23 protein-coding genes and 2 pseudogenes are annotated in these 22,179 nt (G+C 67.1%); 10 read left to right on the top strand and 15 right to left on the bottom strand.

Annotation, left to right across the window (positions count from 1 at the left end; genetic code table 11):
- Positions 1 to 160: 160 nt before the first annotated feature.
- From O3X23_RS12910 to O3X23_RS12900, 3 genes are all read right to left on the bottom strand, one after another.
- A complete protein-coding gene (locus O3X23_RS12910; RefSeq protein ID WP_269271462.1) occupies positions 161 to 607 on the bottom strand; it encodes a hypothetical protein in 447 nt (148 codons plus the stop codon).
- A 212-nt stretch (positions 608 to 819) separates the two neighbouring features.
- A complete protein-coding gene (locus O3X23_RS12905; protein ID WP_269271461.1) occupies positions 820 to 1,134 on the bottom strand; it encodes a hypothetical protein in 315 nt (104 codons plus the stop codon).
- Positions 1,135 to 1,249: 115 nt separating this feature from the next.
- The gene (locus O3X23_RS12900) at positions 1,250 to 1,792 is read right to left on the bottom strand and encodes a hypothetical protein (RefSeq protein ID WP_269271460.1); all 543 of its coding nucleotides are present in this window, start codon (positions 1,790 to 1,792) and stop codon (positions 1,250 to 1,252) included.
- Positions 1,793 to 2,042: 250 nt separating this feature from the next.
- Here O3X23_RS12900 and O3X23_RS12895 point away from each other — a divergent pair, with 250 nt between their 5' ends.
- On the top strand, positions 2,043 to 2,363 hold the full coding sequence (locus tag O3X23_RS12895; RefSeq protein ID WP_269271541.1) for a WhiB family transcriptional regulator: 321 nt from the start codon (positions 2,043 to 2,045) through the stop codon (positions 2,361 to 2,363).
- Positions 2,364 to 2,606: 243 nt separating this feature from the next.
- A complete protein-coding gene (locus O3X23_RS12890; protein ID WP_269271459.1) occupies positions 2,607 to 3,500 on the top strand; it encodes a hypothetical protein in 894 nt (297 codons plus the stop codon).
- A gap of 58 nt (positions 3,501 to 3,558) precedes the next feature.
- Here the strand turns inward: O3X23_RS12890 and O3X23_RS12885 are convergent, their stop codons facing one another.
- Together O3X23_RS12885 and O3X23_RS12880 are read right to left on the bottom strand one after the other, a co-directional pair.
- Positions 3,559 to 4,101 (bottom strand): ATP-dependent DNA ligase, encoded by a 543-nt coding sequence (locus O3X23_RS12885; protein ID WP_269271458.1) that lies wholly within the window; start codon positions 4,099 to 4,101, stop codon positions 3,559 to 3,561.
- Positions 4,092 to 4,550 (bottom strand): ATP-dependent DNA ligase, encoded by a 459-nt coding sequence (locus O3X23_RS12880; RefSeq protein ID WP_269271457.1) that lies wholly within the window; start codon positions 4,548 to 4,550, stop codon positions 4,092 to 4,094. The genes O3X23_RS12885 and O3X23_RS12880 overlap by 10 nt, the downstream gene beginning before the upstream one ends.
- Between O3X23_RS12880 and O3X23_RS12875 the strand changes: the two genes are divergently transcribed.
- From O3X23_RS12875 to O3X23_RS12865, 3 genes are all read left to right on the top strand, one after another.
- The gene (locus O3X23_RS12875) at positions 4,549 to 4,749 is read left to right on the top strand and encodes a hypothetical protein (protein WP_269271456.1); all 201 of its coding nucleotides are present in this window, start codon (positions 4,549 to 4,551) and stop codon (positions 4,747 to 4,749) included. The two genes, O3X23_RS12880 and O3X23_RS12875, sit on opposite strands and share 2 nt — an antisense overlap.
- Before the next feature lie 179 nt (positions 4,750 to 4,928).
- Positions 4,929 to 5,942, top strand: coding sequence for a replication-relaxation family protein (locus O3X23_RS12870; protein WP_269271455.1), 1,014 nt, complete (start codon positions 4,929 to 4,931; stop codon positions 5,940 to 5,942).
- Positions 5,943 to 6,311: 369 nt separating this feature from the next.
- On the top strand, positions 6,312 to 6,833 hold the full coding sequence (locus O3X23_RS12865; RefSeq protein WP_269271454.1) for a hypothetical protein: 522 nt from the start codon (positions 6,312 to 6,314) through the stop codon (positions 6,831 to 6,833).
- Between the two features lie 12 nt (positions 6,834 to 6,845).
- On the opposite strand, the gene O3X23_RS12860 is transcribed toward O3X23_RS12865, so the two are convergent.
- A complete protein-coding gene (locus O3X23_RS12860; RefSeq protein WP_269271453.1) occupies positions 6,846 to 7,367 on the bottom strand; it encodes an AAA family ATPase in 522 nt (173 codons plus the stop codon).
- 299 nt (positions 7,368 to 7,666) lie between these two features.
- Here O3X23_RS12860 and O3X23_RS12855 point away from each other — a divergent pair.
- Positions 7,667 to 7,762: pseudogene (locus tag O3X23_RS12855) on the top strand (transposase family protein); the annotation flags it as partial.
- A gap of 358 nt (positions 7,763 to 8,120) precedes the next feature.
- On the opposite strand, the gene O3X23_RS12850 reads toward O3X23_RS12855, so the two are convergent.
- The 3 genes from O3X23_RS12850 to O3X23_RS12840 all read right to left on the bottom strand — a co-directional run bounded on the left by O3X23_RS12850 (position 8,121) and on the right by O3X23_RS12840 (position 10,145).
- Positions 8,121 to 8,762, bottom strand: coding sequence for a hypothetical protein (locus O3X23_RS12850; protein WP_269271452.1), 642 nt, complete (start codon positions 8,760 to 8,762; stop codon positions 8,121 to 8,123).
- A gap of 191 nt (positions 8,763 to 8,953) precedes the next feature.
- Positions 8,954 to 9,892, bottom strand: coding sequence for a hypothetical protein (locus tag O3X23_RS12845; RefSeq protein ID WP_269271451.1), 939 nt, complete (start codon positions 9,890 to 9,892; stop codon positions 8,954 to 8,956).
- 61 nt (positions 9,893 to 9,953) lie between these two features.
- The gene (locus O3X23_RS12840) at positions 9,954 to 10,145 is read right to left on the bottom strand and encodes a hypothetical protein (protein ID WP_269271450.1); all 192 of its coding nucleotides are present in this window, start codon (positions 10,143 to 10,145) and stop codon (positions 9,954 to 9,956) included.
- A gap of 398 nt (positions 10,146 to 10,543) precedes the next feature.
- Here O3X23_RS12840 and O3X23_RS12835 point away from each other — a divergent pair, with 398 nt between their 5' ends.
- Complete coding sequence (locus O3X23_RS12835; protein WP_269271449.1) at positions 10,544 to 12,589, top strand: hypothetical protein; 2,046 nt, start codon at positions 10,544 to 10,546, stop codon at positions 12,587 to 12,589.
- A gap of 37 nt (positions 12,590 to 12,626) precedes the next feature.
- Here the strand turns inward: O3X23_RS12835 and O3X23_RS12830 are convergent, their stop codons facing one another.
- The 3 genes from O3X23_RS12830 to O3X23_RS12820 form a co-directional block, all read right to left on the bottom strand.
- The gene (locus O3X23_RS12830) at positions 12,627 to 13,748 is read right to left on the bottom strand and encodes an IS630 family transposase (RefSeq protein WP_331283906.1); all 1,122 of its coding nucleotides are present in this window, start codon (positions 13,746 to 13,748) and stop codon (positions 12,627 to 12,629) included.
- Between the two features lie 623 nt (positions 13,749 to 14,371).
- The gene (locus tag O3X23_RS12825; protein WP_269271447.1) at positions 14,372 to 15,205 is read right to left on the bottom strand and encodes an HNH endonuclease; all 834 of its coding nucleotides are present in this window, start codon (positions 15,203 to 15,205) and stop codon (positions 14,372 to 14,374) included.
- Positions 15,206 to 15,213: 8 nt separating this feature from the next.
- Positions 15,214 to 15,762 (bottom strand): AAA family ATPase, encoded by a 549-nt coding sequence (locus O3X23_RS12820; RefSeq protein ID WP_443047840.1) that lies wholly within the window; start codon positions 15,760 to 15,762, stop codon positions 15,214 to 15,216.
- A gap of 91 nt (positions 15,763 to 15,853) precedes the next feature.
- Between O3X23_RS12820 and O3X23_RS12815 the strand changes: the two are divergent.
- The 3 genes and pseudogenes from O3X23_RS12815 (at position 15,854) to O3X23_RS12805 (ending at position 18,035) form a co-directional block, all read left to right on the top strand.
- Positions 15,854 to 17,272, top strand: a pseudogene (locus tag O3X23_RS12815) (IS30 family transposase).
- A complete protein-coding gene (locus tag O3X23_RS12810; RefSeq protein WP_269271445.1) occupies positions 17,253 to 17,573 on the top strand; it encodes an integrase core domain-containing protein in 321 nt (106 codons plus the stop codon). The pseudogene O3X23_RS12815 and the gene O3X23_RS12810 overlap by 20 nt, the downstream one beginning before the upstream one ends.
- Positions 17,574 to 17,777: 204 nt before the next feature.
- Positions 17,778 to 18,035, top strand: a complete 258-nt coding sequence (locus O3X23_RS12805) for a hypothetical protein (protein WP_269271444.1) — start codon at positions 17,778 to 17,780, stop codon at positions 18,033 to 18,035.
- Positions 18,036 to 18,543: 508 nt separating this feature from the next.
- Here the strand turns inward: O3X23_RS12805 and O3X23_RS12800 are convergent.
- The 3 genes from O3X23_RS12800 to O3X23_RS12790 form a co-directional block, all read right to left on the bottom strand.
- Complete coding sequence (locus tag O3X23_RS12800) at positions 18,544 to 19,668, bottom strand: hypothetical protein (protein ID WP_269271443.1); 1,125 nt, start codon at positions 19,666 to 19,668, stop codon at positions 18,544 to 18,546.
- Positions 19,669 to 20,185: 517 nt separating this feature from the next.
- Complete coding sequence (locus O3X23_RS12795; protein ID WP_269271442.1) at positions 20,186 to 20,794, bottom strand: restriction endonuclease; 609 nt, start codon at positions 20,792 to 20,794, stop codon at positions 20,186 to 20,188.
- A 259-nt stretch (positions 20,795 to 21,053) separates the two neighbouring features.
- Complete coding sequence (locus tag O3X23_RS12790) at positions 21,054 to 22,022, bottom strand: hypothetical protein (protein ID WP_269271441.1); 969 nt, start codon at positions 22,020 to 22,022, stop codon at positions 21,054 to 21,056.
- Positions 22,023 to 22,179 lie beyond the last annotated feature (157 nt).

Raw genomic sequence — 22,179 nt, 5'->3', positions numbered from 1 at the left:
GCGCCGACGCTGGCGTGCGGGGTGCTCGAGGTGGTCCCGCCGGACTTGTCGGGCCCGGAGGCGTTGCGGCTGCAGTCGTATGTGGGTCCGCCGGTGGAGGACCCAGACCCTGAGACGGTCGAACGGGCGCTGCGGCGGCTGCCGGCGCAGAAAGGGTGACCTAGTGTGCTGCGGCGAGCTGATAGTGCGCTGTCGCCAGCACGTGCGCTCGGGCTGCCTGCTCGTCGGCCGGCGGCTGTGTCTGCCATTGGACAAGGAGATCGTGGATGCCGGTGCAAACAGCCTTGACCTGCGCTGCCATCGCGGCATCCAGTCCCTGAAATCCGGCATCACCGGGCCCGGTGACCACCGCGGTGCCGTACAGGCCGTAGGGGATCTCGGCCCCGCGCCACTGGCTGGCGAGGGCCCAGGCCGCCACGTTCATTGGTGCCCGCAGTATCGCGCCCTCACCATGAACATGGAGGTACGCCCGGCGGTGAAACACCGCGGCATCCACGGTGCCACCCACCAGATTCCGCAGGAGCAGGAGCTGCGCTCTGTAGTCCTGGGGCAGGGCAATGTCGGTGAGCGTGGCGTCCGGTGCGATGGATAGGGCAGAGAGCGGCATATCGGTCCTCCATCGACAACGCAACCGGGTCGCCCGAACGAGCGTCTGATTTCCACCCTTGCATGCAAGAAGCGGTGGGGGTGGGATTTGAGAGTCGTGAGATCGCACAGTTCCTGCGCTAGACCTTGGCGGGAGGCGGGCCTGCACAAGCTGCGATGAGCCTTTTGCTCTCCGGGGCCGCCGACCCGTTCTGGGAGCTGACCGTTTGCGGATCAGGGGTGATCAGGTACATGGGTAGCTGCAACGGCGCTATCGATCAGCCGTGCGCGTAGTTGATGTGCGAGTCGGGCGGACGCACTCACCGCGTGGATGAGGTTGGCAGACGAAGACACGTCTCCTTGGAGAATCTGCTCCACGTCGTCCAATAGGCGCATCGCCTGGTCGGCCAGCACGTCCAGCTCCGCCTGCTCCTGCGGGTTGAGATAGCCCAGATCTGCGCTAGTGATCGCGGCCATCATGCTGACAAGCGTTTGAGAGGACGCGCGGAGATCTGCGACTGCCGCGCGGTGTTCCTGGGGTTCGTTCATCACAGCAGCGCAACCACAACCGGCGTTCAGCCGTTACGGCTTGACGCCCCAGGCTGGTGCGAGTGGCACCATGGCCGGCGCGGCGGTGTGATGCCACTGTGCCCCGCTGCCTGGCTTACGGGCCTTGGACAGCAGCTCCGATGATCGTAAGTACGGCTCCGACTGCGGCGAGCCAAAGTCCCAGCGCTTCCAGGACCAGCCCATCCGCCATGGCCCAGTCGATGGATAGACGGAACTGCTCCGCCTGCCCCTGGATGGCACTGCCGACGTCGGTAATGGCGACGTGTTGCTCGCTACTCGCTCTCGCCACCGTGTTCCGGATGCCGTCCATCTCGCGTTGGAGCTGTATCACGCGGTCCATAAGGAATCGCTCGCGCTGCTCGGCGGTGGCGTCGACTGGAGGTGCGGCCACCATGGCCGCGCTGAAGGCCGCGGCGGCTGCAGGGGCTGTGGCGGCCATTGTGGCCGTCGCTGCAACTGGTGGTCGCATCTTGAAGAATCGAAGCGCTGCACACCACCACTCTTTGACGTGGCCCCGTGTCCCGAGCCGACCCTGCGCATGCTCGCGCCTGACTCTGCGGACACCGAACCCTGCGGCGCACAGGCCCAAGAGCTGGAGTGCTCCGCCGATGATGGTGAGGACAGTGCCAGCAGTCATGTGTGGACGGTAGGGGCGGAGGATCTATCGGTTCACCGGACACGACGTGAGGGGAGCCGTACGGCTGAACCCGATCAGCCGCGTGCGTACTCGATGTGCCCACGCCTGAAGTCGTCACTCGAAGGGGTCACCCTTCGTCCCGACCTGTTCCCCCTGCGAGTCCAACTGCCGTACCGTCTAGGGCCGCAGCACCGCCCCCTAGGGTGGACGTGAGGCGGGCAGATCGAGGAGAGGACGGCACGAGGTGATCGTGGATGATCAGGCAACCTGGAACACACGAGCTTCCTGCCGCACCGCTGACCCGGAAGAGCTGTTCGTCGATGGCGCCGCCCAACACCGAGCCACAGCCATATGCGAGGGCTGCCCCGTGCGCACCGAATGCCTCGCCCATGCGCTGGACCACCGCATCGAGCACGGCGTCTGGGGCGGCATGACAGACCGGGAACGACGCGCCCTGCTGCGCAGGCGCCCCACCGTGACGTCCTGGAGGAGCTTGTTGGAGGCCGCACGCACGGACCACCGCCAGCAAGTAACTGCTGGAGACGGACAGCGACAGCGGGCAACAGGTTGACCGTCGGCTGCCAGCCAACGTGTGTGGTTCGATCGCGGCGCAGACTACGGGCGAACAGGCAGCGGGGAGCCGCGGAGGCGTACCGGTGCCTGAGCATGGCGGCCGGCAACTCCCGGCGATTGATCGGCTGCGGAGCACCAAAAGCGGCAGGCTGGCACGGGCTGGGTCAGCATGGGATCACACGTATCGGCCAGGCGGCACGACCCTCGGCGCATTCCCGGGGCATGAATCGAGGTGTGATCGGTGGATCTGGACGATGTCGCCGATCAGCTGTACGGGCTGCGGCCGGAAGAGTTCATTGCCGCGCGCAGCGAACACGCCGCCGCTGCGAAGAAGGCCGGCGACCGAGAACTGGCCGGGCAGATCACGGCGCTGCGCCGCCCCTCCCTGTCGGCTTGGGCCAGCAACGTGCTCGTGCGTGAGCAGCCTGACGTGGCGGATCCGCTGGTCGCGCTCGGAGAGCAGCTGCGCCAGGCTCACCAAGACCTGGACGGTGAGCAGCTGCGTGAGCTGGGCCGTCAGCAGCGCCAGCTGGTGGCAGCCCTGGCGCGCCAGGCCCGGCAGCTAGCTTCCCAGGCCGGGCACCAGTTGGGTGACGACGTCCAGCGGGAGATCGAGGAAACGCTGCAGGCGGTCCTGGCCAGTCCCGAGGCCGCCCAGGCGTGGGCTGGCGGCCGCCTGGTCAAAGCGCTGACTAGACCTGCCGGATTTCCCGGGGTAGCACCCGGCGCCACGCCCACACCGCCCAAGCCAGCCGCTGCCGGCAAACCGGCCGCCTCCCGGCCCAAGGCCGACGCCGCACATGACCGCCGCCGCCAAGAGCTGGACCAGGCCCGCCAGGACGCGCGGCAGGCTGCCGAGGTACTGCGTGGTCGACAAGAAGCGGCCGACGACGCCGCGCGCGACGTCGAGGCAGCGGCAAAGGAAGCCGTGGAGCTCAAGGAGCGGGCGGCCGACCTCGCCGAGCAGCTGAAGCAGACGCAGCAGGAGCAGGGCAAGGCGGCCGACCGTGCGCGGCGGGCCAAGGACAGGGCCCGGGAGGCGGACCGGGAGCTGCGCGAGGCCCGACGCCGCGCCCAGCGTGCGGATGCGCGCGTGGAGCGGTTGTCCGACGCTGACGGCCAGGGATCAATGTGAGAGCAGGCGGCGGCAGGCGCGAGCGATCCGGAGCGGTGTCCTGACGTTCGGGTTGGTCTCAGCCGGCCGCGGGTTGGTTGCCTGATCCGAACAGTGGTGCGTCGGCGGGTGAGACGTCGCTCCTGACCCGAAGCCAGCGCACGGGATGTCTCCACTTCCCGGAAGGGTCAAGGGACACGTCTGCAGCAAGCTCGGCCACGAGTTGGGGTTCGACCAATGCCACGCGCAGTTTCTCCTTGGTTCCCCAGCCGGCGGAGAATGACCAGCCTGTCCAGGGGTGTCCTCCGGCCGCGGGGGTGAGTTCCTTGGCCAGAGCCTGGCTGGCCTGCCGTGACAGGACAGTGCTGCGGCCGACGAAGCGCAGTCGCCCGTGAACGTCGAGCCGTCCCAACAGCACGGTCGTGGGCGCAGACAGCGAGCCGCTGACCCCACCAACCAGGGCCTCTGTGGTGGCTCGGGACCGATATTTGCGCCATCCCCGTGCAGCCGGCAGATAGGGCTGCGTCAGGCGCTTGAAGACCAAGCCCTCCATACCCACCGCTGACCAGGACAGCCACTGGGCCGCGGTGTGCGGATCGGTGGTCGAGGGGCTCAGCACCACCGACGGCCCCAGGTCGTGGTCCGCGAACAGGCGCGCCAACGCGGTGCGGCGATCGGTGTAGGACCGGCTCGGAGATCGGTGCTGCCCTGGTGGAGAAGGTCGAAGGCCACGAAGTGGGCCGGCCACTTCGCGACGAGGTCGGCAGTGGCAGCCGCCGTGCGGTTCAGCCGGCCTTGCAGCCGTTCGAACGCCAGCCGGCCGTTCTCCCAGACGATCAGCTCACCGTCGAGCCCGACATCGACCGGCAGCGCGGCTGCGGACGCGGCGATCTCCGGAAAAGCCGCAGTCATGTCCGTGCCGCGCCGGGAGCGGATCACCACGCGCCCGTCCCCGTAGCGGGCCAGGAGCGCCCGGTAGCCGTCCCATTTCGGTTCCGCCGCGGTCTTCGCAGGCAGCACGGCGCTTTCGACGGCGGCGGCGAGCATGGGCTCCGGCAGGATCCAATCCATGATCGATGCCTACCACCGGCCTGAGGCGGCTGCCGACGGATTGGCCCATATGGCTTCCGCGCCGCTTCCGGCGTCAACGCGGGCAGGTCGCGGCACTGGCGCGGCGCAGGCCGAGCAGGGGCGCGGCAAGGAGCGGTGTTCGTTCACCATCACGTCCCGTCTGCTCGCCACCGAAGGCGAAACCGGGCCGGGTGGTTGACCTTCATCTGTGACCAGCTACGGCGGCAGATCCGCACCGGCAAGGGCCGATGCCCCCACCCGGTAACGCTCATCATCGACTCCCAGCCGGCCACGGGCGTCCCAGAAGGGCAGGTCAAACCCGATTGTCAGACCGGAAGGCCAGCATGGAGTCTCCGCAGAGCCGCACGGAGGCATTCCATGGCTAAGCCGAGATCGACGGTCAGGGATCAACAGGACACGCTGAAGGTGCTGGGCGTGCTGAAGGTGGCCACCGCCACGCAGATCCTGCATTTGGTGCGCCCGCACCTGACGGACAACAAGGTGATGCGCAACGCCCTGCTGTCCTTGACGGCGCGGGGCGAGGTGGTCTCGGAGGGCAACACAGCGGGGCCGTCCGGCAGATTCGGGGCACCGGACCGGACGGGGGAGCCGTCGCAGAAACTGTGGAGCCTGACTCCGGCCGGCCTGGAAGCCGCGGGGCGACTGCTGGAACGTGACCCGCAGGAGATGGGCCGTAGGTCCCGGGGGGTTGGACGCGGCGGAGCTCCGCATGCGATGGGCGTCAACCCTACCATCGTCGCGTTCACCCAGGGCGGCATCGGGAACATCACCTCCTGGCGGACCGAGGTCCCCCACGCCCTGACCCCCTCGGGTGAGAACCATGTGCGTGCGGACGCGGTGCTGCGGGCGAAGGAGGCCGGCCTGCCGCTGCTGATGGTCGAGATCGACAGCAGCACCACACCGGTGCAGCGCGTCGCGGACAAGGTCGCCGCCTACGCCGCGTGCTACCGCCGCCGCGTCCACGACCCAGCCACGCCACGCACCTGCGAGGGGTGCGGGGCCGAGGAAGGGACCGTGCCGTACTGGCAAACGCTGTACCCCGACACCGGACTGACCAATTGGCCGCCGCTGGCGTTCGTATTCACCGACGCCGGCCCCCGCGCGTTGGCTCACCGGATCCAGGACCTCACCGACCTCACGCAGACGCACATGACAGCGCATACCCGCTCCTCCCAGCAGGACAGCGACGGCTACCTCGACGTCGCCGGCAAGGTCCCGCTGGTCCTCACCTCCCTGGCACGTCTGCAGCAGCACGGTCCGAACGGACCCACCTGGCGGCGTATCGCACCGGAGCGCGACGGGTTCGAGCCACTGCTGGCGGCACTCGCCAACCCCCGCACCGACAGGGCAGAAGCGGCAGCGCGGTCGTGAGAACTTTCGGCTTTGACGCGCGTCAATGAGGTGAGCAACCCTCCCAGGGCGTCGGGCCCCAGCGGGTCGGTCCCCCTTGGCCGGGCGGCATCGCCCCGTGTTCCGCGAGAGCGGCGCGCCACATGAACCCCGAAGCGGCGGGCAACCCGCACCACAGGTAAGGACCCACAGCAAGAGGAGGCCGAAGGTGCCCCGACTGCCGGCGGAAACCCTTCGTTCCGGAAAGTCTTGGTCATGTGGTGGTGAGGGGTTTGCGCACGTCACGTGATGTTCACCGTCGGGGTCTACTCGCATAGACCTTCCGGGTGGTGTCATGCCCTCAGCCGCCCGAAACCCCCACCGTCGGGCCGAACTTGGGAGTCCCCTCACATGCGTTCTCTGTCCCGTGTCATCGCTGGCGGATCTGCCGTCGCTCTGGCTGCGGCCGGTCTCATCGCCGCTACCGGCACCGCCCACGCCGCGACGTGCTCGCAGTCGTATCTGCCGCTGCCGGACCGCACCTGTACCCCGGGCACCTACAACCCCGATGTCACGCAGGCGAGCATCGGCTCCACGATCTGTGTCTCGGGCTGGACCGCGACCGTGCGGCCGCCCACGTCGTACACCAACGCGCTGAAGGTCCAGCAGATCGCCGAGTACGGCTACACCGACATCAGCACCGCGGACTACGAGGAAGACCACCAGGTCCCCCTCGAGCTGGGCGGCGCCCCGCGGGATCCGAAGAACCTGTGGCCCGAGCCCCGCTATGGTACGAAGACCGCCACCACCAAGGACGGCGTGGAGACGAAACTGAAGAACGCCGTCTGCAAGGGCACCATCACCCTGTCCTCCGCCCGCACCGCCATCGCCACCAACTGGACCACCGCCCTGCAGGTCACCGGCATCGGCTAACGAGCTGGGGAATCATTGCTGCATGATGACGCGCTCGCCCTCGCCGATGGGCTCCTCGAAGTTTGCGAAGTAGCGTTCCAGGAGTTCATCGGAGACGGTGACGCTGTTAGCGCCGGTTCGCTCGTTGCGGGCGGCCAGTCGGCGTCGCAGGGTTTCAAGATCGGCTTTGAGGCGGATCAGTTCCCAGCGGCATCCGTGGCTCTCGATCGCGGCCTTGTATCGGTCCCGGACGGCCCGGCTCCAGAAGCTGTAGTCGATGACGACGGGCACCTTCGCCCCCATCAAGCGGATCAGATATTCCCACTGTTCCTGCTCGACGGCGGACTTGAGCTGCTCGTACTCCGCCGGGTCGAGGTCGGCCGCGTCGTGGCCGATGCGCGCCCACACCACCTCGTCGATCGAAAGTCGGGTGTAGCCGCGGCGTTCGAGTGCTTGCGCGTAGGTGCTCTTGCCCGAGCCGGGCAATCCGCACATCATCACGACGAGGCCGCGCTCCGTCCCGTCCAGATGCGGCAGAAGATCCACTTCTTCCATGCAGGTGAGGCTAACGGGCAGGCGACGGTCGTGCTCGGGGTTTCCTCGGCGCCTCTCTGCCGGGTCCTCGATGTCCACGGGTTGCAGGCGGTAACGAGAGCGGTAGCGGTCGGCCCGTGACGTGAGAGGGCTGCACGGGTTGGACAAGTTGTGACGCTTGCCTGGGCTCTTCCACTTCGGTGCCAGTTCTTCGAGCAACTCGCCGGAGTGTGCACGAGGGGCCCCACGGGAGTCGGCGCTGCGCGAGCGACGCGACGGGGACCGGCGGCGCGCTGCCGGGGCCGGCCGTCGCGCAATTCGCCGTTCCCGACCGGTCCGGTGTCCGGCTGCGGACACTGGAGGACGTGTTCGCCTATGCCGAGGCCGAAGGGGTCAGCCGGCGGATCGACGGCACCGAGACTCACCACGGGCAGCACGACGCCTGGACACCGTCCTGACCGCCCTCGCACCGTTCGGCAACCCTCCCGCAGTGCGTGAGCTCCTGGAGCGCGTCGCATCGTAGGGGGCCGCGCGCCTCTGCAGCCGCGCGGACGTGGTCGCTGACATAATGTGGGGCTTCCCGGTGGTTATGATGCATGCGAGTCCGCCTTCTTCTGTTTCTTGCACAATGCCCATTTCGGAATGTGGCGCCCATCTAGTGGGCTGAATTGCAAATTTGCCAGATTTCCCGTCTCTATGGATTCCGAACACAGCGAATTCAGAACCTGCTATACATCGAGTGACGGCCCGTCAAAGCGCTCTGGGGGCGGGCCGTCACTCCCTCTGACAGATAGGCGAGACCTGATGAGCATGGCCGCCTCCCACCGCCACGTTCCAGAGACCCGTACTGCACCGTCCGTGACCCGCACGGTGATCGACGGGGCGAAGGTGGGGCGCAGCTCGGTCCGCCGTCGCGCCCGTGGCATGACGCACAGCGAGGCTGTGGCCGCGCTCGAGAACGCCCGTTGGCAGGATCGGCAGGATGCACGGGATGAGGATCTGGCCTTCGATGAGCGGGGGCCGGCCGAACTCGCTGAGTGGCAGCGGATCACCCAGCTGCTCGCCACCGTCGGCGGCGTGGACGACCCGGACGACGACATCGTCGTCCAGGACGAGCTCGCGGCAGACGCCGCAGCCATCGCAGCTCGGGACGCCGAACTGCGCGAAGCCGCCCGCACCGCGGCTCGTGCTGACGAACTGCAGACGCTGCGCGAGCAGGGCACCTTGGAGCAGGCGGAGACCCGTGTGGGCGATGAAGCCGCTCGTGATGAGCTGACCCGCCGGGCCGGGTCCTACGTTCAGGCTGACCTCGATGCCTGGCTCGCAAGCGCGCTGGCTGCGCGCCTGGGGCACTACCAGGACTCGGCCGCCCGCGAGGCCGCCGCGGGCCTTCTGCCTGCGCCGGTGCTTGCGCACGCCGCGTTGCTCGCCGAACTCGCACGCCTGGCACCGGGTGTCAGCGCCGACCAGGTCGCGTTCGCGGCTCGGCTGGCCGCCGCCGACACCAATGCCGCCGTCGACCTCGCCGCGTTCCTCACACCGGCTCAGCTGACCTCACCTTGGGTGCGACGTCTGCGAGGTGACGGCACGAGGGGTGGACTGACGGATCACGCGGGGTTCGGGACACCGGGAGCCGGTGTAGTTGCGGGCAGGGGTATCTCGTCCAGGCGCAGCGCTTGGATGACTCCGTCCACCATGATCCGAAAGCGCAGGTCCCGGGCGTCGTCGATCTCCTCTTGCGCGTCGCCGATCACCCGCAGGAGGGCATGCAGCCGCGGGTAAGGGGTTTGGCGGGCGCGGCCGATGACGTCCGGTATACGCAGGGCCAGGATCATCATGGAGGCGAGGTTGACACCGGTGCGGTAGTAAGCGGGCGCGTGCGCGGTGATCCATTCCTGGTCGCGCACGACGTCGGTATACCGGTCGGCAGCGACGGTGTAGAGGAGCCTGCAGTCGCCGCGCTGCACCGCGAACAGCGTGCCCGGCGCCATCAGGCGCCCGGCCTGTGCCGGGGGCTCGGCGGCAATCGTCCGGCCCACCAGCGGGCCCTGTCCCAGCTCCCGCACGGGGGCGAACTGCTCAACGGTGGGGTCGACCACGCGCAGGCAGTCCGGCAGGCCCAGCACACAGTGCCCGTGAAAGATGCTGCCGTCGGCGCTCCACCACGGCTCCTCGGCCGTATCCACCACGGTCTCGCCCTGCCCGTTGCGGACCATGAGGCTCACGGGCTGCAGCTCGCTGCGCAGCCCGAACTGCCCGTACGCGTAGCGCAGGGTGTGGCACGCATCAACGCAGGTGTTCGACGGGATGCCCTCGACGATCGACGCCCACAGATGCGGCATCAACAACTCCACAAGCTGATCGCCGGATAACCGCTCCAACAAGGTGGCCACCGCACCCGGCCGCCCCCGCAGCGGCGAAGACCCCGCGTACCGCGGATCGCTCTGCCAATCCCGGCGAGCCACGGGCGCCGGCACCCGACTTGCCGGGCGCGCGGGCCGCTGCTGAGGCTGACGATGACGACGACCCCGCTGCTCCTTGGACATCCACCGAGCCTAAAAGGCATCCCGCCGAACCGGTAGAGCGCGCGGAGCGTAGGCATTGCCCTCACACAAGCTGGATCTTCTGCAGTCCGTTGTGGACGCTGACATGGTAGTGGTCCCAGCCTGGCCACGGGCCGGGATTGGCGGGCCAGCCGAGTGTGTCGAAGGGCCGCGCTTGGCGTTGCGCGCGGGTGGGCATGAACGCGAGTCCGGTGATCAGGGTCCCTTGACCGCCGCCTTCGCCGTCGGCGACCAAGCGCAGCAGCGCGTCGTGCCCGAATGGCGCAGCTAGTGCTGTGACTGCATAGGTTCGCCGGGTGTGGCCAAGCTTCTCCGTGTGCGGCCGGGAGGCGTTGCGCAGCCTGCTCGGCCGCCCCGACGTCACCGTCCACCGTCAGGGCGAAGCGAGAGTGCAGGGGCCCGCTGCGCCCCGTCTACCGGCAGGGAATGGGCAGACAAAGAGATGGGCATCACTCTTCCATGGGGGGCTTCGGAGTGCAGCCACAACGCAGGCGCCGGAGGGGTCTCTGGCTTTGGGTGGGCATTCTGCTTGTCCTGGCTGGAGTTGCCGGGGTGGTGTGGACGGTACGGGCGGCGCGGAGACCCGAACTCGACACCTCTGGAATCGCTGGGGTTTTGAGCTTCGGTGTAAGCGTGCTTGGCCTGGTGGCCGGGATCGCCTCATTGGCCGTGGCATGGGAGGCATACAAGGCAGACCGCCGGGATGCGGCGGACAGCGTCCAGTTGGCCGGCATCGCCAATGACCTGGCGCGCAAGGTCAGCCAGGTCTGGGAGGCCGAGGCGAAAGTGCGAGGGTTGGACGACGATGGATCTTTGACCGTCTCGTGGCAGCAGGCCCCTGCGGGTTTGACCGAGCCTTGGGCGAGCATCTGTGCGGCGGCCGAGCATTGGCCTACGGGCGGCGCGCCGAATCGGGATGAGTGGGCTGCTGACTCCGCCGGTCTGGGGGGAGCCGGTGCCGAGCGGATCACGGAGGTGTTCTCCAAACAGGTCCCCACACACCGCCTGGTTGTCTTGGGGCGAGAGGGAGCGGGGAAGTCGGTGCTGCTTGTCCAGCTGTTACGGAAACTCCTTGCACTGCGCGGTCAGAACAGCGAGCAGCCTGTCCCGGTTCTCCTCTCCCTGGCGTCCTGGAATCCAGTGGAGGAGGGTGATCTGTTCGCCTGGATGGACCGCAGGCTGTCGATCGACTATGAATTCCTGGGCCTGGCCGCCCCGGCACCGGACGGCTCGATCAGCCGTGCCAGAGCCCTGCTCGACGACAGGCGGATACTTCCTCTGCTGGACGGCTTCGATGAGATCAAACAAGGCTTTCGGATGGAGGCGCTGCGGAGAATCAACGCGGCGCTGCTGGCTGGCCAAGGAATCGTTCTCGCTTGCCGCACCGAGGACTACCAGAACGCCCTGTCGTACGAGCCGGCTGACTCGGGGACCCGGCCGTTACCACTCGTGCAGGCTGCTGGCATCGAACTCCAGGACCTTGACGTAGAGACAGTGCGGGCCCACCTGTGCGCTGGTGCCAGTGACGACTTCCTGTCACAGCTTTGGCGGCCGGTCATGGAAGAGCTATCCGACGCAACCCGGCCCGTCACTCTCGCACTCCGCACCCCCCTCATGGCCTCACTGGCCGCCGACATCTACAGCATCCGTCCTGGTGAGGCCATTGCAGGGCGCCCGTCCCCCGTTGATCTCATCATCGACCCGGCCACCGGCACATCCCGCACCCGCGCCGAAGTCGAGGACCAACTTCTCGCTGGCTTTGTGCCATCCGCATACGACCCGGGTCGCCCGGGTGCGACCCGGTGGACGGCTGAGGAGGCCGAGAAAAGCCTACGATTCCTGGCTGGTCATCTGAAGGACAACGTGAGCGGCACGACCGACATCGAATGGTGGAATCTGCGTCGGGCCGTTCCACGTGTTATCCATGCCGCGGTAATCGGGATGCCGTTCTGGGTGGCGATCGCAGTAGCCACCCCGCTGGCCATCGTTTCTTCCGCGCCTGCCTGGCTGGTCGCCACGGCTGGCGTCGTGGCCGCTGGTTGGGTCCTTGGCGCCCTTTACGCTTTCTTGGAGCCTAAGCCGGAGCCCGCCGCGCGGATCCGTGTTTCTTGGCTGAGCGTCGCGATGGTGCTCGCGATCAGCTGCTTCGCGGCTTACCGGGAAGATGTGGGCACCGGGGTCCTGGTACTTCCTGTAGCCGTAGTGATCGTCTTCTTGGGGTTCGGCCGGAAGGCCACCCAGGAAGCCGACACAGTCGTTGCTATGGACCCTCTCTCCCTCCTGGAGCGCGACCGCAAGACCGCACGCACCATCATCCTTGGCCCTCCGGCCCTGGGCCTGATCGGCATCGCTGGGCTGCTCATCTTCGGGCTCGTGACGCAGGGGCCAGCTGCCTTCGCTGGTGCTTCTGCCGAGCTCCCTTTGACGGAGGTGGCCCTGACGACGTTGGGCCTGATTGGCCTCAGCCTCTACGGGGGCCTTGCGGTGGCCTTCCGGCATACGGCTTCGCCGGCGCTGACGATCACGTGCTGGTACCTGGCCCTCCGCCGCAAGGCACCCCGCAACCTCATGAGCTTCCTCGTCGATGCCCACCAGCAACACGCAGTGCTTCGCCGCGTCGGAGCCGTGTACCAGTTCCGGCACCTCGACCTTCAACGTCACCTAGCCGACCGTCAGTAGAGCCGATGCTGTGCCCTCGTAGGTTCAGGGAGTTGGGTCAGGCTACGGCTTTGAGGGGACGTCCACCCCAGCGGATGCCTTTCTCGCTTCGTATGCGGGCCCGCTCCCTGCGTTCGGCGGCCAGGACGTCGTGATGGCGGGCGTTGGCATTGCGCCAGCGCAGGTAGGCGTGCAGCGCCCGGGTCTGCACAGTGTGGTTGGGGTGGCTGGAGTTGGCGATGGTGAACTGCCTCAAGGGTCCGAAGTGCGCCTCGATCGGGTCCGCCCACGAGGCGTAGGTCGGGGTGAAGCACAACTCGATCTTGTTCTTCTTCGCCCAGCGGCGGAGGGCGGCGCCCTTGTGAGCGGACAGGTTGTCCATGATCACGTAGATCGGTGCGCCGTCGGGCCGGGCGGCGCGGATCGACTTCAGCGCGGCCAGCGTGTTCGCGGCGCTTTTCCTGAGGCGGTTGACGCCCCACAGGGTGTCGTCGCCAACCGAGTAACAGCCGTGGAAGTAGCGCACGCCGTGGGTGCGGCGGTAGGTAGCCGGCACCCGGTCGGGATGTTTCCGTTCGGCCCAGCACAAGCCTGCGGTGGGCCGGATTCCGAACGGCCCGAACTCGTCGAAGGCGAACACTCGGTCCGGAAAGCGGTCCAGGACCTCCTCAATCCGGTCCAGCTTCACCTCGCGGTCCGGGGCGGGGGATTCCTTCCATGTCTTGGTGCGCTGGAAGGTGACACCGCGGCGGGCGAGCAGGCCGCGTAACGTCTCCCGGCCGATCCGGATCACCCGGCTGTCGACTTTCCGCAGGTAGGCGACGAGTTTGCGCAGCGACCAGCGGGTGAAAGGCTGGCCGAGCTTGGTGGGGCGGGTGGTGGCCGCCAGGACCACGAAGTCCTCGTCGTCACGACTGAGCAGGCGAGGACGGCCTCCCGCCCACCGAGGGTCCAGGCAGTCCAGGCCGATCTCGTTGAACCGGTGGATCACATCGCGCACGGTGTCCTCGTCGGCCTGCACCAACTGGGCGATCACCGGTACCCGGTTCCCGCCGGCCGAGGCCAGCAGCATCATCGCGCGCCGATATCGCACCGAACGTGTACTGCCCCGGCGCACGATCTGCTGTAGCCGCTGCCCCTCTTGGTCCGCAAGTCTGCGCACACGGACAGGCTCGGCCACCGCTCCTCCAAGGTCGGATCGGACGTCATCCCACATCCAACCGCCACGACGACCAACCCGGCGAACCTATGCGGTCACAGCACTAGCGAAGGACATCACATTCGCAGGAGCTTCAGGGGCTCACAGGGGCCTCCAGGGATGTTCTGGGCGCTCTGTTCGGAGCAACTACCCATGCTGGTACAGGACGTCGTTCCTCAACGGCCGCTCGGAGGCTGTGGGCGGCCGTCTGACGAGTGCAACTCCCCGACGGAGGCGGTTTTTTGCGACACCTCGCCGTAAGTCGGAGCGTACTTTCGGCGAATCCTCTCCGGTGGCGGGTATGGAATCACTCGTCCAGCCCATCCGGCAGCTTCCAGGGGTCTCCAGGACGCTGTGGCACCGCCGACAGACTCAAGCCAGTCCGGACAAGCGACGCTCGGCAGCGCCAACGGCCCCGAGGTGGCCCTGAGGGCGAAGCTGTCGACGGGACTCCCGGGTTTCCCTGGGCAGACTGACCTTGCCGAGGGCTCTCCGCCGACATCCCCTCCGCGGAGGCCGGTCCGCGCGAGCCACCGTCGAGTGCTTCGGCCGGCACCGCCCCCTTCGGGAGGAGCTTGATCCATGGGCAGGGGGCCAGCCCTGGCTCATGGGATGAATGCGCCGGTGCAGAAGGTTTCATCGCACGCGAGAGTTTGGTAAGTGACGCCTTCCCAGCTGTTGAGTCGGTGGGCGCGGCGCGTTGCTGCTTCAGCGGACAGGTAGGCGCTGACCACGGCCGGACCGCCGGTGGCCAGCATGGTGGTGAGCTGTTGGCGGATGTTGTTGATGGTGCGGTTGGCCTGCGTGGCGAAGAGTTCGGCCAGCTTGAACATGTTGAAGTGGTGTGCTGTTCGGTCGACGAGGACCTGTTCCCATTCGCATGGGGGGTTGACGAAGAAGTCCAGGTAGAGCGGGCTGCAATCCACGATCCGGGCCGCCAGCCATGGGTCGTGTTCGATACGGTCCAGGTAGGGGTGCAGCGGCGTGGTTTCGGCGCATGATGGCAGCCGTTCGCCCTTGGCGTGGTTGCAGTCGGCACAGGCTGGGACGAGGTTCAGGGGGTCCACGCACAGTGCAGGGAACATCTTCTTGGGCAGGAAGTGGTCCAGCGTACGGACCACACCGTGCCCGCACAGTGGGCACCGTTCGTCCGTGGGAGCGGCCATAATCCGGTCGTAGACGGCACGACCCTCCACCGTGTTGACCATGCCGTTCTCGTAGACCCATCGAGTGGCGTCGTTCGCTGCGATGCCCGGCACGACGAATTCTGTGGTCTTCAACTCGTGCAGGGCGCCGCGCTGTGCCGCCTGCCGGAACCGCCCGCCTGCGGCCTCGATGCTGTCACCGGCGGCCAGCAGCAGACTTCGCCGGTGCGGATCCCGCGTGCCGCGGACGCACGCGTCATAGCTGTCTCGGGCTGAAAACTTCGGTGGGTCCAAGGGCCACATCAGCGGTGTCCGTCCGTGTTTCGGTACGCCAGGAGGATCCGGACCAGTCCTTTCGCCTCCCCGCCGAGCTGCCCCTGGAAGCGTTCCAGCACCTGGTCGTAGGTTCCCAGCTCGTCGACGGCCCTGGCGATCTCGGCGTGGAAGCCGGCCCGCCGGGCCTCCAAACCGAAGATCTCATGGGTGAGGACCCCAACGTTCTCCCCGTACGTTTCCAGATCCGGCCGTCGCGGCGGACGACGGTTCCAACGATGAACCTTCCACACGCACAAGCGAGGAACCTCTTGCAGGACCACCGGCGAGTGAGTGCCGATCAACGCGACGCCGTTGCGGTCGGTCAGCAAGTCAGACAAGGCCCTCACAAAGGACGCGAGCAGCGGAGGATGCAGGTGGGCCTCGGGCTCGTCCAACAGCACGAGGGACTGCTCGGCGACGGTCTCCACCAGCCGCGTGATCGTCAGCAGCACGATGGCGTGCCCCGAGCTGAGGCTGGAGAAAATCTCCTGTGCCCTTGCGTCATCCGTCGTGCCGAAGTGTGTGCGCTGTTGCATGGACCGGGCGAAGGCATGGACGGCGGATTCAACTGGTCGTCGCAACACCCTGATCTCGGAGGGGTGCGACGTGGCCACGGCGGACTGGAGTTTGAAGACCAGCGATGTTCCGGAAGGCCAGCGTCGGCAGTGGCGCGCTGACCGTGCGTTGCGGCCGGCGATGCGTTCGCCGGGACGGCCTGATCCGTCTCGGGTAGTGCAGCGCCAGTTCTGGTGACTGATCGCCACGGGGGTCACGACAGTGGAGGCGTCGCTGGCGGTCGGCGTGTCGTGGCCGGTGGGTGCGAGGTGGTTTCGTCACGCTGGCGGCATGCCTCCGATCTCGTTGGCCGAGCCCGCGGGCCGGTACCTCACGTTCGAGGAGCGCGAGGAGATCGCGATCCTCAGTGCGATGAGCAAGGGCGTGCGCGAGATCGCCCGCGCCCTGGGGCGTGACCCCGGGACAATCTCTCGCGAACTGCGCCGCAACGCCGCCACGCGCGGCGGCAAGCAGGAGTACCGCGCGACGGTCGCCCAGTGGAAGGCTCAGCAGGCGGCCAAGCGCCCGAAGAGCGCGAAGCTCCTGGGCAACGACCGGTTGCGTGAGTACGTGCAGGAGCGGCTTTCGGGGAACGTTCACCGGCCTGACGGGACGGTCGTCGCGGGACCGCCCACGCCTCCGTGGAAAGGGCTGAACAAGCCGCACCGGCAAGACAGGCGGTGGGCGACAGCATGGAGCCCGGAACAGATCTCGCACCGGTTGAAGGCCGACTTCCCCGAGGATGAATCCATGCGCATCAGCCACGAGGCGATCTACCAGTCGCTGTTCATCGAGGGCCGTGGTGCGCTCAAGCGGGAGCTGGTCGCCTGCCTGCGCACCGGGCGGGCACTTCGAGAGCCTCGGTCGAGGTCACGGAACAAGCCGCAAGGGCATGTCACCGCGGATGTCCTCCTCAGCGAACGTCCTGCAGAGGCCGCGGACCGCGCGGTCCCGGGGCATTGGGAAGGCGATCTGATCATTGGGACGGGCCGGTCCGCGATCGGCACGCTCGTCGAGCGCAGCAGCCGATCTGCACTCCTGGTGCATCTGCCGAGGATGGAGGGCTGGGGCGAGGTGCCGCCTGTCAAGAACGGCCCGCCATTGGGTGGTTACGGCGCCGTCGCGATGAACACTGCACTGACTGAGTCGATGACGAAGCTACCCGAACAGCTCCGCAAGACCCTCACCTGGGACCGCGGGAAGGAACTTTCCGGGCATGCCCAGTTCGCGCTCGAGACCGGGACGAAGGTGTTCTTCGCCGATCCGCACTCGCCCTGGCAGCGACCCACAAACGAGAACACGAACGGGCTGCTGCGTCAGTACTTCCCGAAGGGCACCGACCTGTCCCGATGGTCGGCCGAGGACCTCGAAGCCGTCGCCCTGGCGATCAATAACCGACCCCGCAAGATCCTCGGCTGGAAGACCCCGGCCGAGGTCTTCGAAGAGCAGCTACGCTCACTACAACAGCCCGGTGTTGCAACGACCGGTTGAACTCGCCCAATACACCTCGGCCGCGTTCGCCCAGGTCTGCGACCGGTACGGCATCCGCAGGAGCATAGGCTGGGTCGGCTCGAGCAATGACAACGCCCTCGCCGAGAGCTTCTGGCAGAGCCTGAAACGAGAAACGATGCACCGGAAGCTGTTCTCGACATTCCGTCAGGCGAGGCTGGAGATCTTCCAGTGGCTCACCTACTACAACGCCCGCCGACGCCACAGCGCGCTGAACTACCTCTCCCCGATGGAGTTCGAACAGCAGCACCACAAGACAGCTAAACTCTCACTCGCAGCATGAACCCTCTGTCCACAATCCGGGGGTCACCTTACTCGGCTACGGGTCCCGAGGGGGATACCAGGGTCATAGCACTCCGCACCCCGGTGGACGCTGGACGCTGGGGCCGTTCGGCCTCTGCCCTGGGCGTTCGAATAGGCAGACGATGGACATGGGTCATGCACGGCGTGGCCGACGACCAGATGCGAGAGCTGTGAGAGGCCCGCCATGAGTGAGCGTGTACTCGTCGCGTACGGAACGAAGAACAACTCGACCGCCGGGATCGCTGAGATGATCGGCGAGGCGTTGCGCGGCGAGGGTCTGCGTGCGGACGTGCTGCCCGCATCGACGGTCGCGGACATCGGCCAGTACGGCCCTGTGATTCTCGGCTGTCGTTTACCGGCACAGTTGCCGCATCAGTACATTGTTGACCTGGGGTGCGGTAAATCTTTCGGTAGAGCTCAGAGGGCCTGTGAACTGGGGTGATGTAGCCGCGCGCAGTGGGACTACATCACTGACCTGTGGTGCGGCAGTTCAATTGGACAGTGTTGCAACTACATAGGTACTTAGCTTGAATTGGAGACGAGTGAGAGCGTGCACACCCGATGCCGGAGGCGCGGTTCATCTGCGTACTGGGGTGCGCACTGAGGATGGAGTGCGACCGCCCCCGCATCGGTGCTGTAGACACTGAGACCCTGCACCAGACGTACGGTGCAGTCGAAGGGCCGGTGCTTGTCTGCAGGCCGCGGCCGGGGGAAATCGACGACGGGGTCGCCCTGATCACCGAGCTGTCGCAGTGGGCCGGCGGCCGCGCGCTGTATGACCCGCGCCACGGTGGTTCGCTGGGGCGCGCGGGGACGTGGCGTTCTCGCCGACAACGTGATGGCGGTCCTGTGCATGAACCAGGCCGGGGGGTGCCCCGGGCGCAAGGTGGGACGAGCACCGGAGAACTTGTCGTCCGTCGGGTCCGGAACGGTGTCGTTGGGCTTGGGCCTCAGACTTTGTTCGGGCTGGTCGCTGCCGTGCGTGCATAGCTGGCGAGTAGGCGGTAGTAAAGGCCGGGCACGTCGTCCAGAGCGGGATCGAGGGCTGTGACGTCTTCCTGGAACGTCAGCAGCCGCGGGGGAGTGCACGCGTTGAGAAGAAGACCGGTGAAGTCTTTCCAGGCCCGTTCTGCTGGCTGGCGACTGATGGCCTCGGCCCGCTCCAGGTAGTCGTTCGTGCGCCGGTTCGACGACCGAATTGCTTCAATGTGTCGTACGTCGGGGTCCTGGATCCCCTCGTTCCGGGCCACGATCAGGGCAGGGGAGGCTTCTACGAAGAGAGCCAGCACGTCGCGGACCGCGCAGATCAACGGGTACTCGATCCGTTCCATACTCTGGATCCGGACTGGGAGTGAGGGCCAGCGGGTGCGGCGGGAAAATGGATTCTCGCCTTCGCTTTCTACCTCTCGGGATGTCTGACTCATCTGCTCGAAGATTTGTGCACCGTACTCGTCGGCGAGTTCCGGCAGCGACATGCTGACTGCCTCCACGATGGCGTCAGCGCCGAAGTTCTCGAAGCCATGCACTGTGGCCACGGCGAAGGTGGCGAGAGCCTGGGCGTCGGCGAGGCTATCGGGCACCGCTGTGCCCGCAGGGTGGCCTTTTTGTTTCGCCTGGCGGTACAGCTTGCGGAAGTAGCGGTGCGCCGCCTCCAAAGCGGCGTTCATGGCCTGGTCGGGGCTGCCCGCGGACCGTACGGCCCTCTCGATGACAGCCAGCGGATGGGAGTCATGCCGGGTCATATACCAAGCCAGAGCGCGTCGAACCGCACGTTCGGGTAGCAGTGCCGGCGCGGCCGCGCAGGTCTGGGGGCGCGTGCTGAACACGTGGAGTACCGCCTGCTCCAGGGGCCTTTTCTTGACGGTGGCCAAAGCCAGGGCCTGAGCCACCGGGAAGGTCTCCGGCAGGAGCTGCGAGGTGGACCCCGAGCCACGCCCCAGGCCCTGCTGTTTCTTCCAGGGGAGCGCGCCGAACTCCCGCCATCGGCGGATCTTTGCCCAGCTCACGGATAGTCCCTGTGCCGCGAGCTGTTCATGCAGTCGCCGTTCGGCGTCGCTGGGCTCTTTCCACACCACCCGGCCAGTGTAGTTAGAACCCCGCGATTGACTGGCACCCTCACCAGGGGGCGGGTTGGCCTACTGAGTCCTACGGCATCCGCCGGCCGTGCGCTGGGCGCACGGCAACCAGCTCAGAGGGGAAAGATCACATGACAAGCCGTTTCCGCAAGGGGCCTCGACACATGCTGCGGGCTGCTGGGTTCGCCATGATTCGAGGCGCCGCGTACGCCGTCGGCAGTGCCGCCGTGACCAGCGGGATCTGGTGGTTCCACTCCCGGTAGTCCGTGCCAACGCGTGCGCATTCGCAGCGCATCGTGAGGTGCGGCCGCCTGTCTCCTGCTTCACGGCACCACCGAAGAGAAAGAGCCTGCACTTGCGAGTAGCTGGGGCTTTGCGCGCCCGGGGGGCCGTTGCTGATGCCCGGTGCGTCCCGGGGCCGCGGCTGCCGCCCTCTGGCGGCGTGACCCGGCCCGCCACCACCAGCCTCTGCGGGACCGCATGCCGGGATTGTGTGCTGACCGCAGGGTCTACCGCTTCACCGCGATGGATCCTTGCGCAGCCATTCCTGCAGGGCGGCTGGTTCGGCGGGGGTGACCAGCTGAACCAAGGTGGTAGTCGGCGTTTCTCCCGCCGTGTACAGATGGGCGGCGAAGGCGGGCAGGCCGAAGTGATCGAGGGCCTGCTCGCGGGTGAGGGCCGGCCGGCCATCGGCGGACTTGGTCTCGAAGGTGTAGCGGCCCTCGGTGACGGTCAGCAGCGCGATTCCGTGCGCCCGGGCGAATGCCACCGCCCCACTTTGATACGGCGCGGTGGACACCATCAGAGCTTTCTGCGCGCCGACGCTCGTGCACTTTTGGTGCAGGACCTGCACGAGTTCCCGCTTGATGGGATGTTGATGGTGTTTGGCCTCGACCAGGACGAGGAAGTCCATGCCGAGGAACGCATAGCGCACGGTCGCATCGATGTCGTAGCCGCCATCGAAGCCCTGGACCGTTTCGTGCAACGTCACCGTGAAGTCCAGACTTGCAGGTTCTCCCGAACGCAGCAGCTCCACCACGAACTCTTCGAACTCCGCAGGCGTCATGTCGGGCTGGGGATAGCGGGCCGTGAACCGGGCGACGCTGTCCTCATTTCTTGGCTGCACGTGCCTCCACCGCCTGCTTCTCGAGGTAGATCAACGGGGCAGCACGAGGCGGCGCCCGAGATGGCCGTGCGCTTGCGGGTACGCCGGCCGTTCACGTTCTATCACGCCCGCCGCAGCTCATCGGGCGAGCAATACCCGTACCGCTGCCGGCGCCCGTGCAACGGTTGGAAACCGGCATGCAAAGCTGCAACAGCAAGGGGGCCAGCCGGATCGTTCGCGCAGACGCGACGGGCCGCCGCACACCTGCCGCGGGCCCTTACTACCTGCCGCGAAGCTCGTCGATCCGACGCTGCTCCCACCAGTCGAAGATCATGTCGAGGCGCCGCACGGACGGCTCGACGCAGCTCAACGCCCGATCCAGGTTGATGAACGGCAGCATCAGCCCCGTGAGCGACGAGGTCTTGGACTTCAACCCCTCCGCCTGCCTCGCCCAGGACGGCAGGTGCCTAGACACCTCGCAGAGATCCTTCAGCATGCGGGCCATATCATCCTCGGGAAGGGAGGCGTCCGCCTCCCCGGAGCTGTTGACACCCAGCAACTGCTGCGCGGTGGCGACTGCTTCGGCAATGGCCTGCACGCGCTGCACCGCGTGGGCGCGGAACCGGCGCGCCATCGCTTTGCGGTCGACGTCCACACCTTCGGTGAGCCGGCCCCGAAGTTGCTGGGGCGTCACGATGGGGGCCGGGTCGGAAGACGCCATCGTCCACGCGATGGGTTGGTGCCGGCCGATGAGTTCGTCGGCCAGCACCCGGTAGGCCAGGACGAGATCGGAGATCAGGTCCGGCTCCAGTGTGTCCCGATGGTAGGCGGCGTTGCGGTACTGGTGCAGACGGTCGAGAACGTCGCGTTCCGGGGTGGCCAGCACGCCCCTGCGCATCAGGAACCGGGTCTTCTCGTGCAGGTGAGCGTCCATGGCCTGGCGGCGATCCGGTCCCACGTGCTCATCGACCAGCCGGTTCAGTTCCTGGCTAAGTTCCCCGCCGCCGTCCCGGAACGCGCGCATCTCTTCGATGCGGCTGTCGGCGATCTGGAAAGCCAGCTGAGCGTTGACCTCACGACCTACGACGACCTCCACCAGGTGGTCGAGGAGGATGAGTGCAAGCCGGTCGTGTGCCTGATCGCCCACGTCGGCGCAGCGCCGGATCTCGGCTATCTCGACCGCGAGCCAGTTCCACTGCTCGGATTGCTGTATTGCGACGCGGTCCCAGTCGGGAGCGAAGGGCTGCATAGGGGGCATGGCACCAGCCTCCCACCCCATGACGGTGCGCTGTGAACTTCAGCCCGCTGTTCCAGCGGGGAAGCAGCGCCGGGAACGCAACGGCATTGCCGGATGCGAAACGGGAGGCCTGGCGTCCTGCAGATGAAGGGGAAAGGCTGGACTCGAG

Source organism: Streptomyces sp. H39-S7 (assembly GCF_027158205.1).
GTDB lineage: Bacteria > Actinomycetota > Actinomycetes > Streptomycetales > Streptomycetaceae > Actinacidiphila.
The sequence above is the reverse complement of the archived record's forward strand: the minus strand, read 5'-3'. Positions and strand labels throughout refer to the sequence as shown.

Bases quoted from the DNA above. Each gene is read 5' to 3' on its own strand.
- O3X23_RS12865 (WP_269271454.1), top strand. From the start codon at position 6,312: ATGCGTTCTCTGTCCCGTGTCATCGCTGGCGGATCTGCCGTCGCTCTG.
- O3X23_RS12820 (WP_443047840.1), bottom strand. From the start codon at position 15,762: ATGCAACAGCGCACACACTTCGGCACGACGGATGACGCAAGGGCACAG.
- O3X23_RS12880 (WP_269271457.1), bottom strand. From the start codon at position 4,550: ATGGATTGGATCCTGCCGGAGCCCATGCTCGCCGCCGCCGTCGAAAGC.
- O3X23_RS12845 (WP_269271451.1), bottom strand. From the start codon at position 9,892: ATGTCCAAGGAGCAGCGGGGTCGTCGTCATCGTCAGCCTCAGCAGCGG.
- O3X23_RS12900 (WP_269271460.1), bottom strand. From the start codon at position 1,792: ATGACTGCTGGCACTGTCCTCACCATCATCGGCGGAGCACTCCAGCTC.
- O3X23_RS12875 (WP_269271456.1), top strand. From the start codon at position 4,549: ATGATCGATGCCTACCACCGGCCTGAGGCGGCTGCCGACGGATTGGCC.
- O3X23_RS12805 (WP_269271444.1), top strand. From the start codon at position 17,778: ATGAGTGAGCGTGTACTCGTCGCGTACGGAACGAAGAACAACTCGACC.
- O3X23_RS12790 (WP_269271441.1), bottom strand. From the start codon at position 22,022: ATGCAGCCCTTCGCTCCCGACTGGGACCGCGTCGCAATACAGCAATCC.
- O3X23_RS12860 (WP_269271453.1), bottom strand. From the start codon at position 7,367: ATGGAAGAAGTGGATCTTCTGCCGCATCTGGACGGGACGGAGCGCGGC.
- O3X23_RS12910 (WP_269271462.1), bottom strand. From the start codon at position 607: ATGCCGCTCTCTGCCCTATCCATCGCACCGGACGCCACGCTCACCGAC.
- O3X23_RS12870 (WP_269271455.1), top strand. From the start codon at position 4,929: ATGGCTAAGCCGAGATCGACGGTCAGGGATCAACAGGACACGCTGAAG.
- O3X23_RS12905 (WP_269271461.1), bottom strand. From the start codon at position 1,134: ATGAACGAACCCCAGGAACACCGCGCGGCAGTCGCAGATCTCCGCGCG.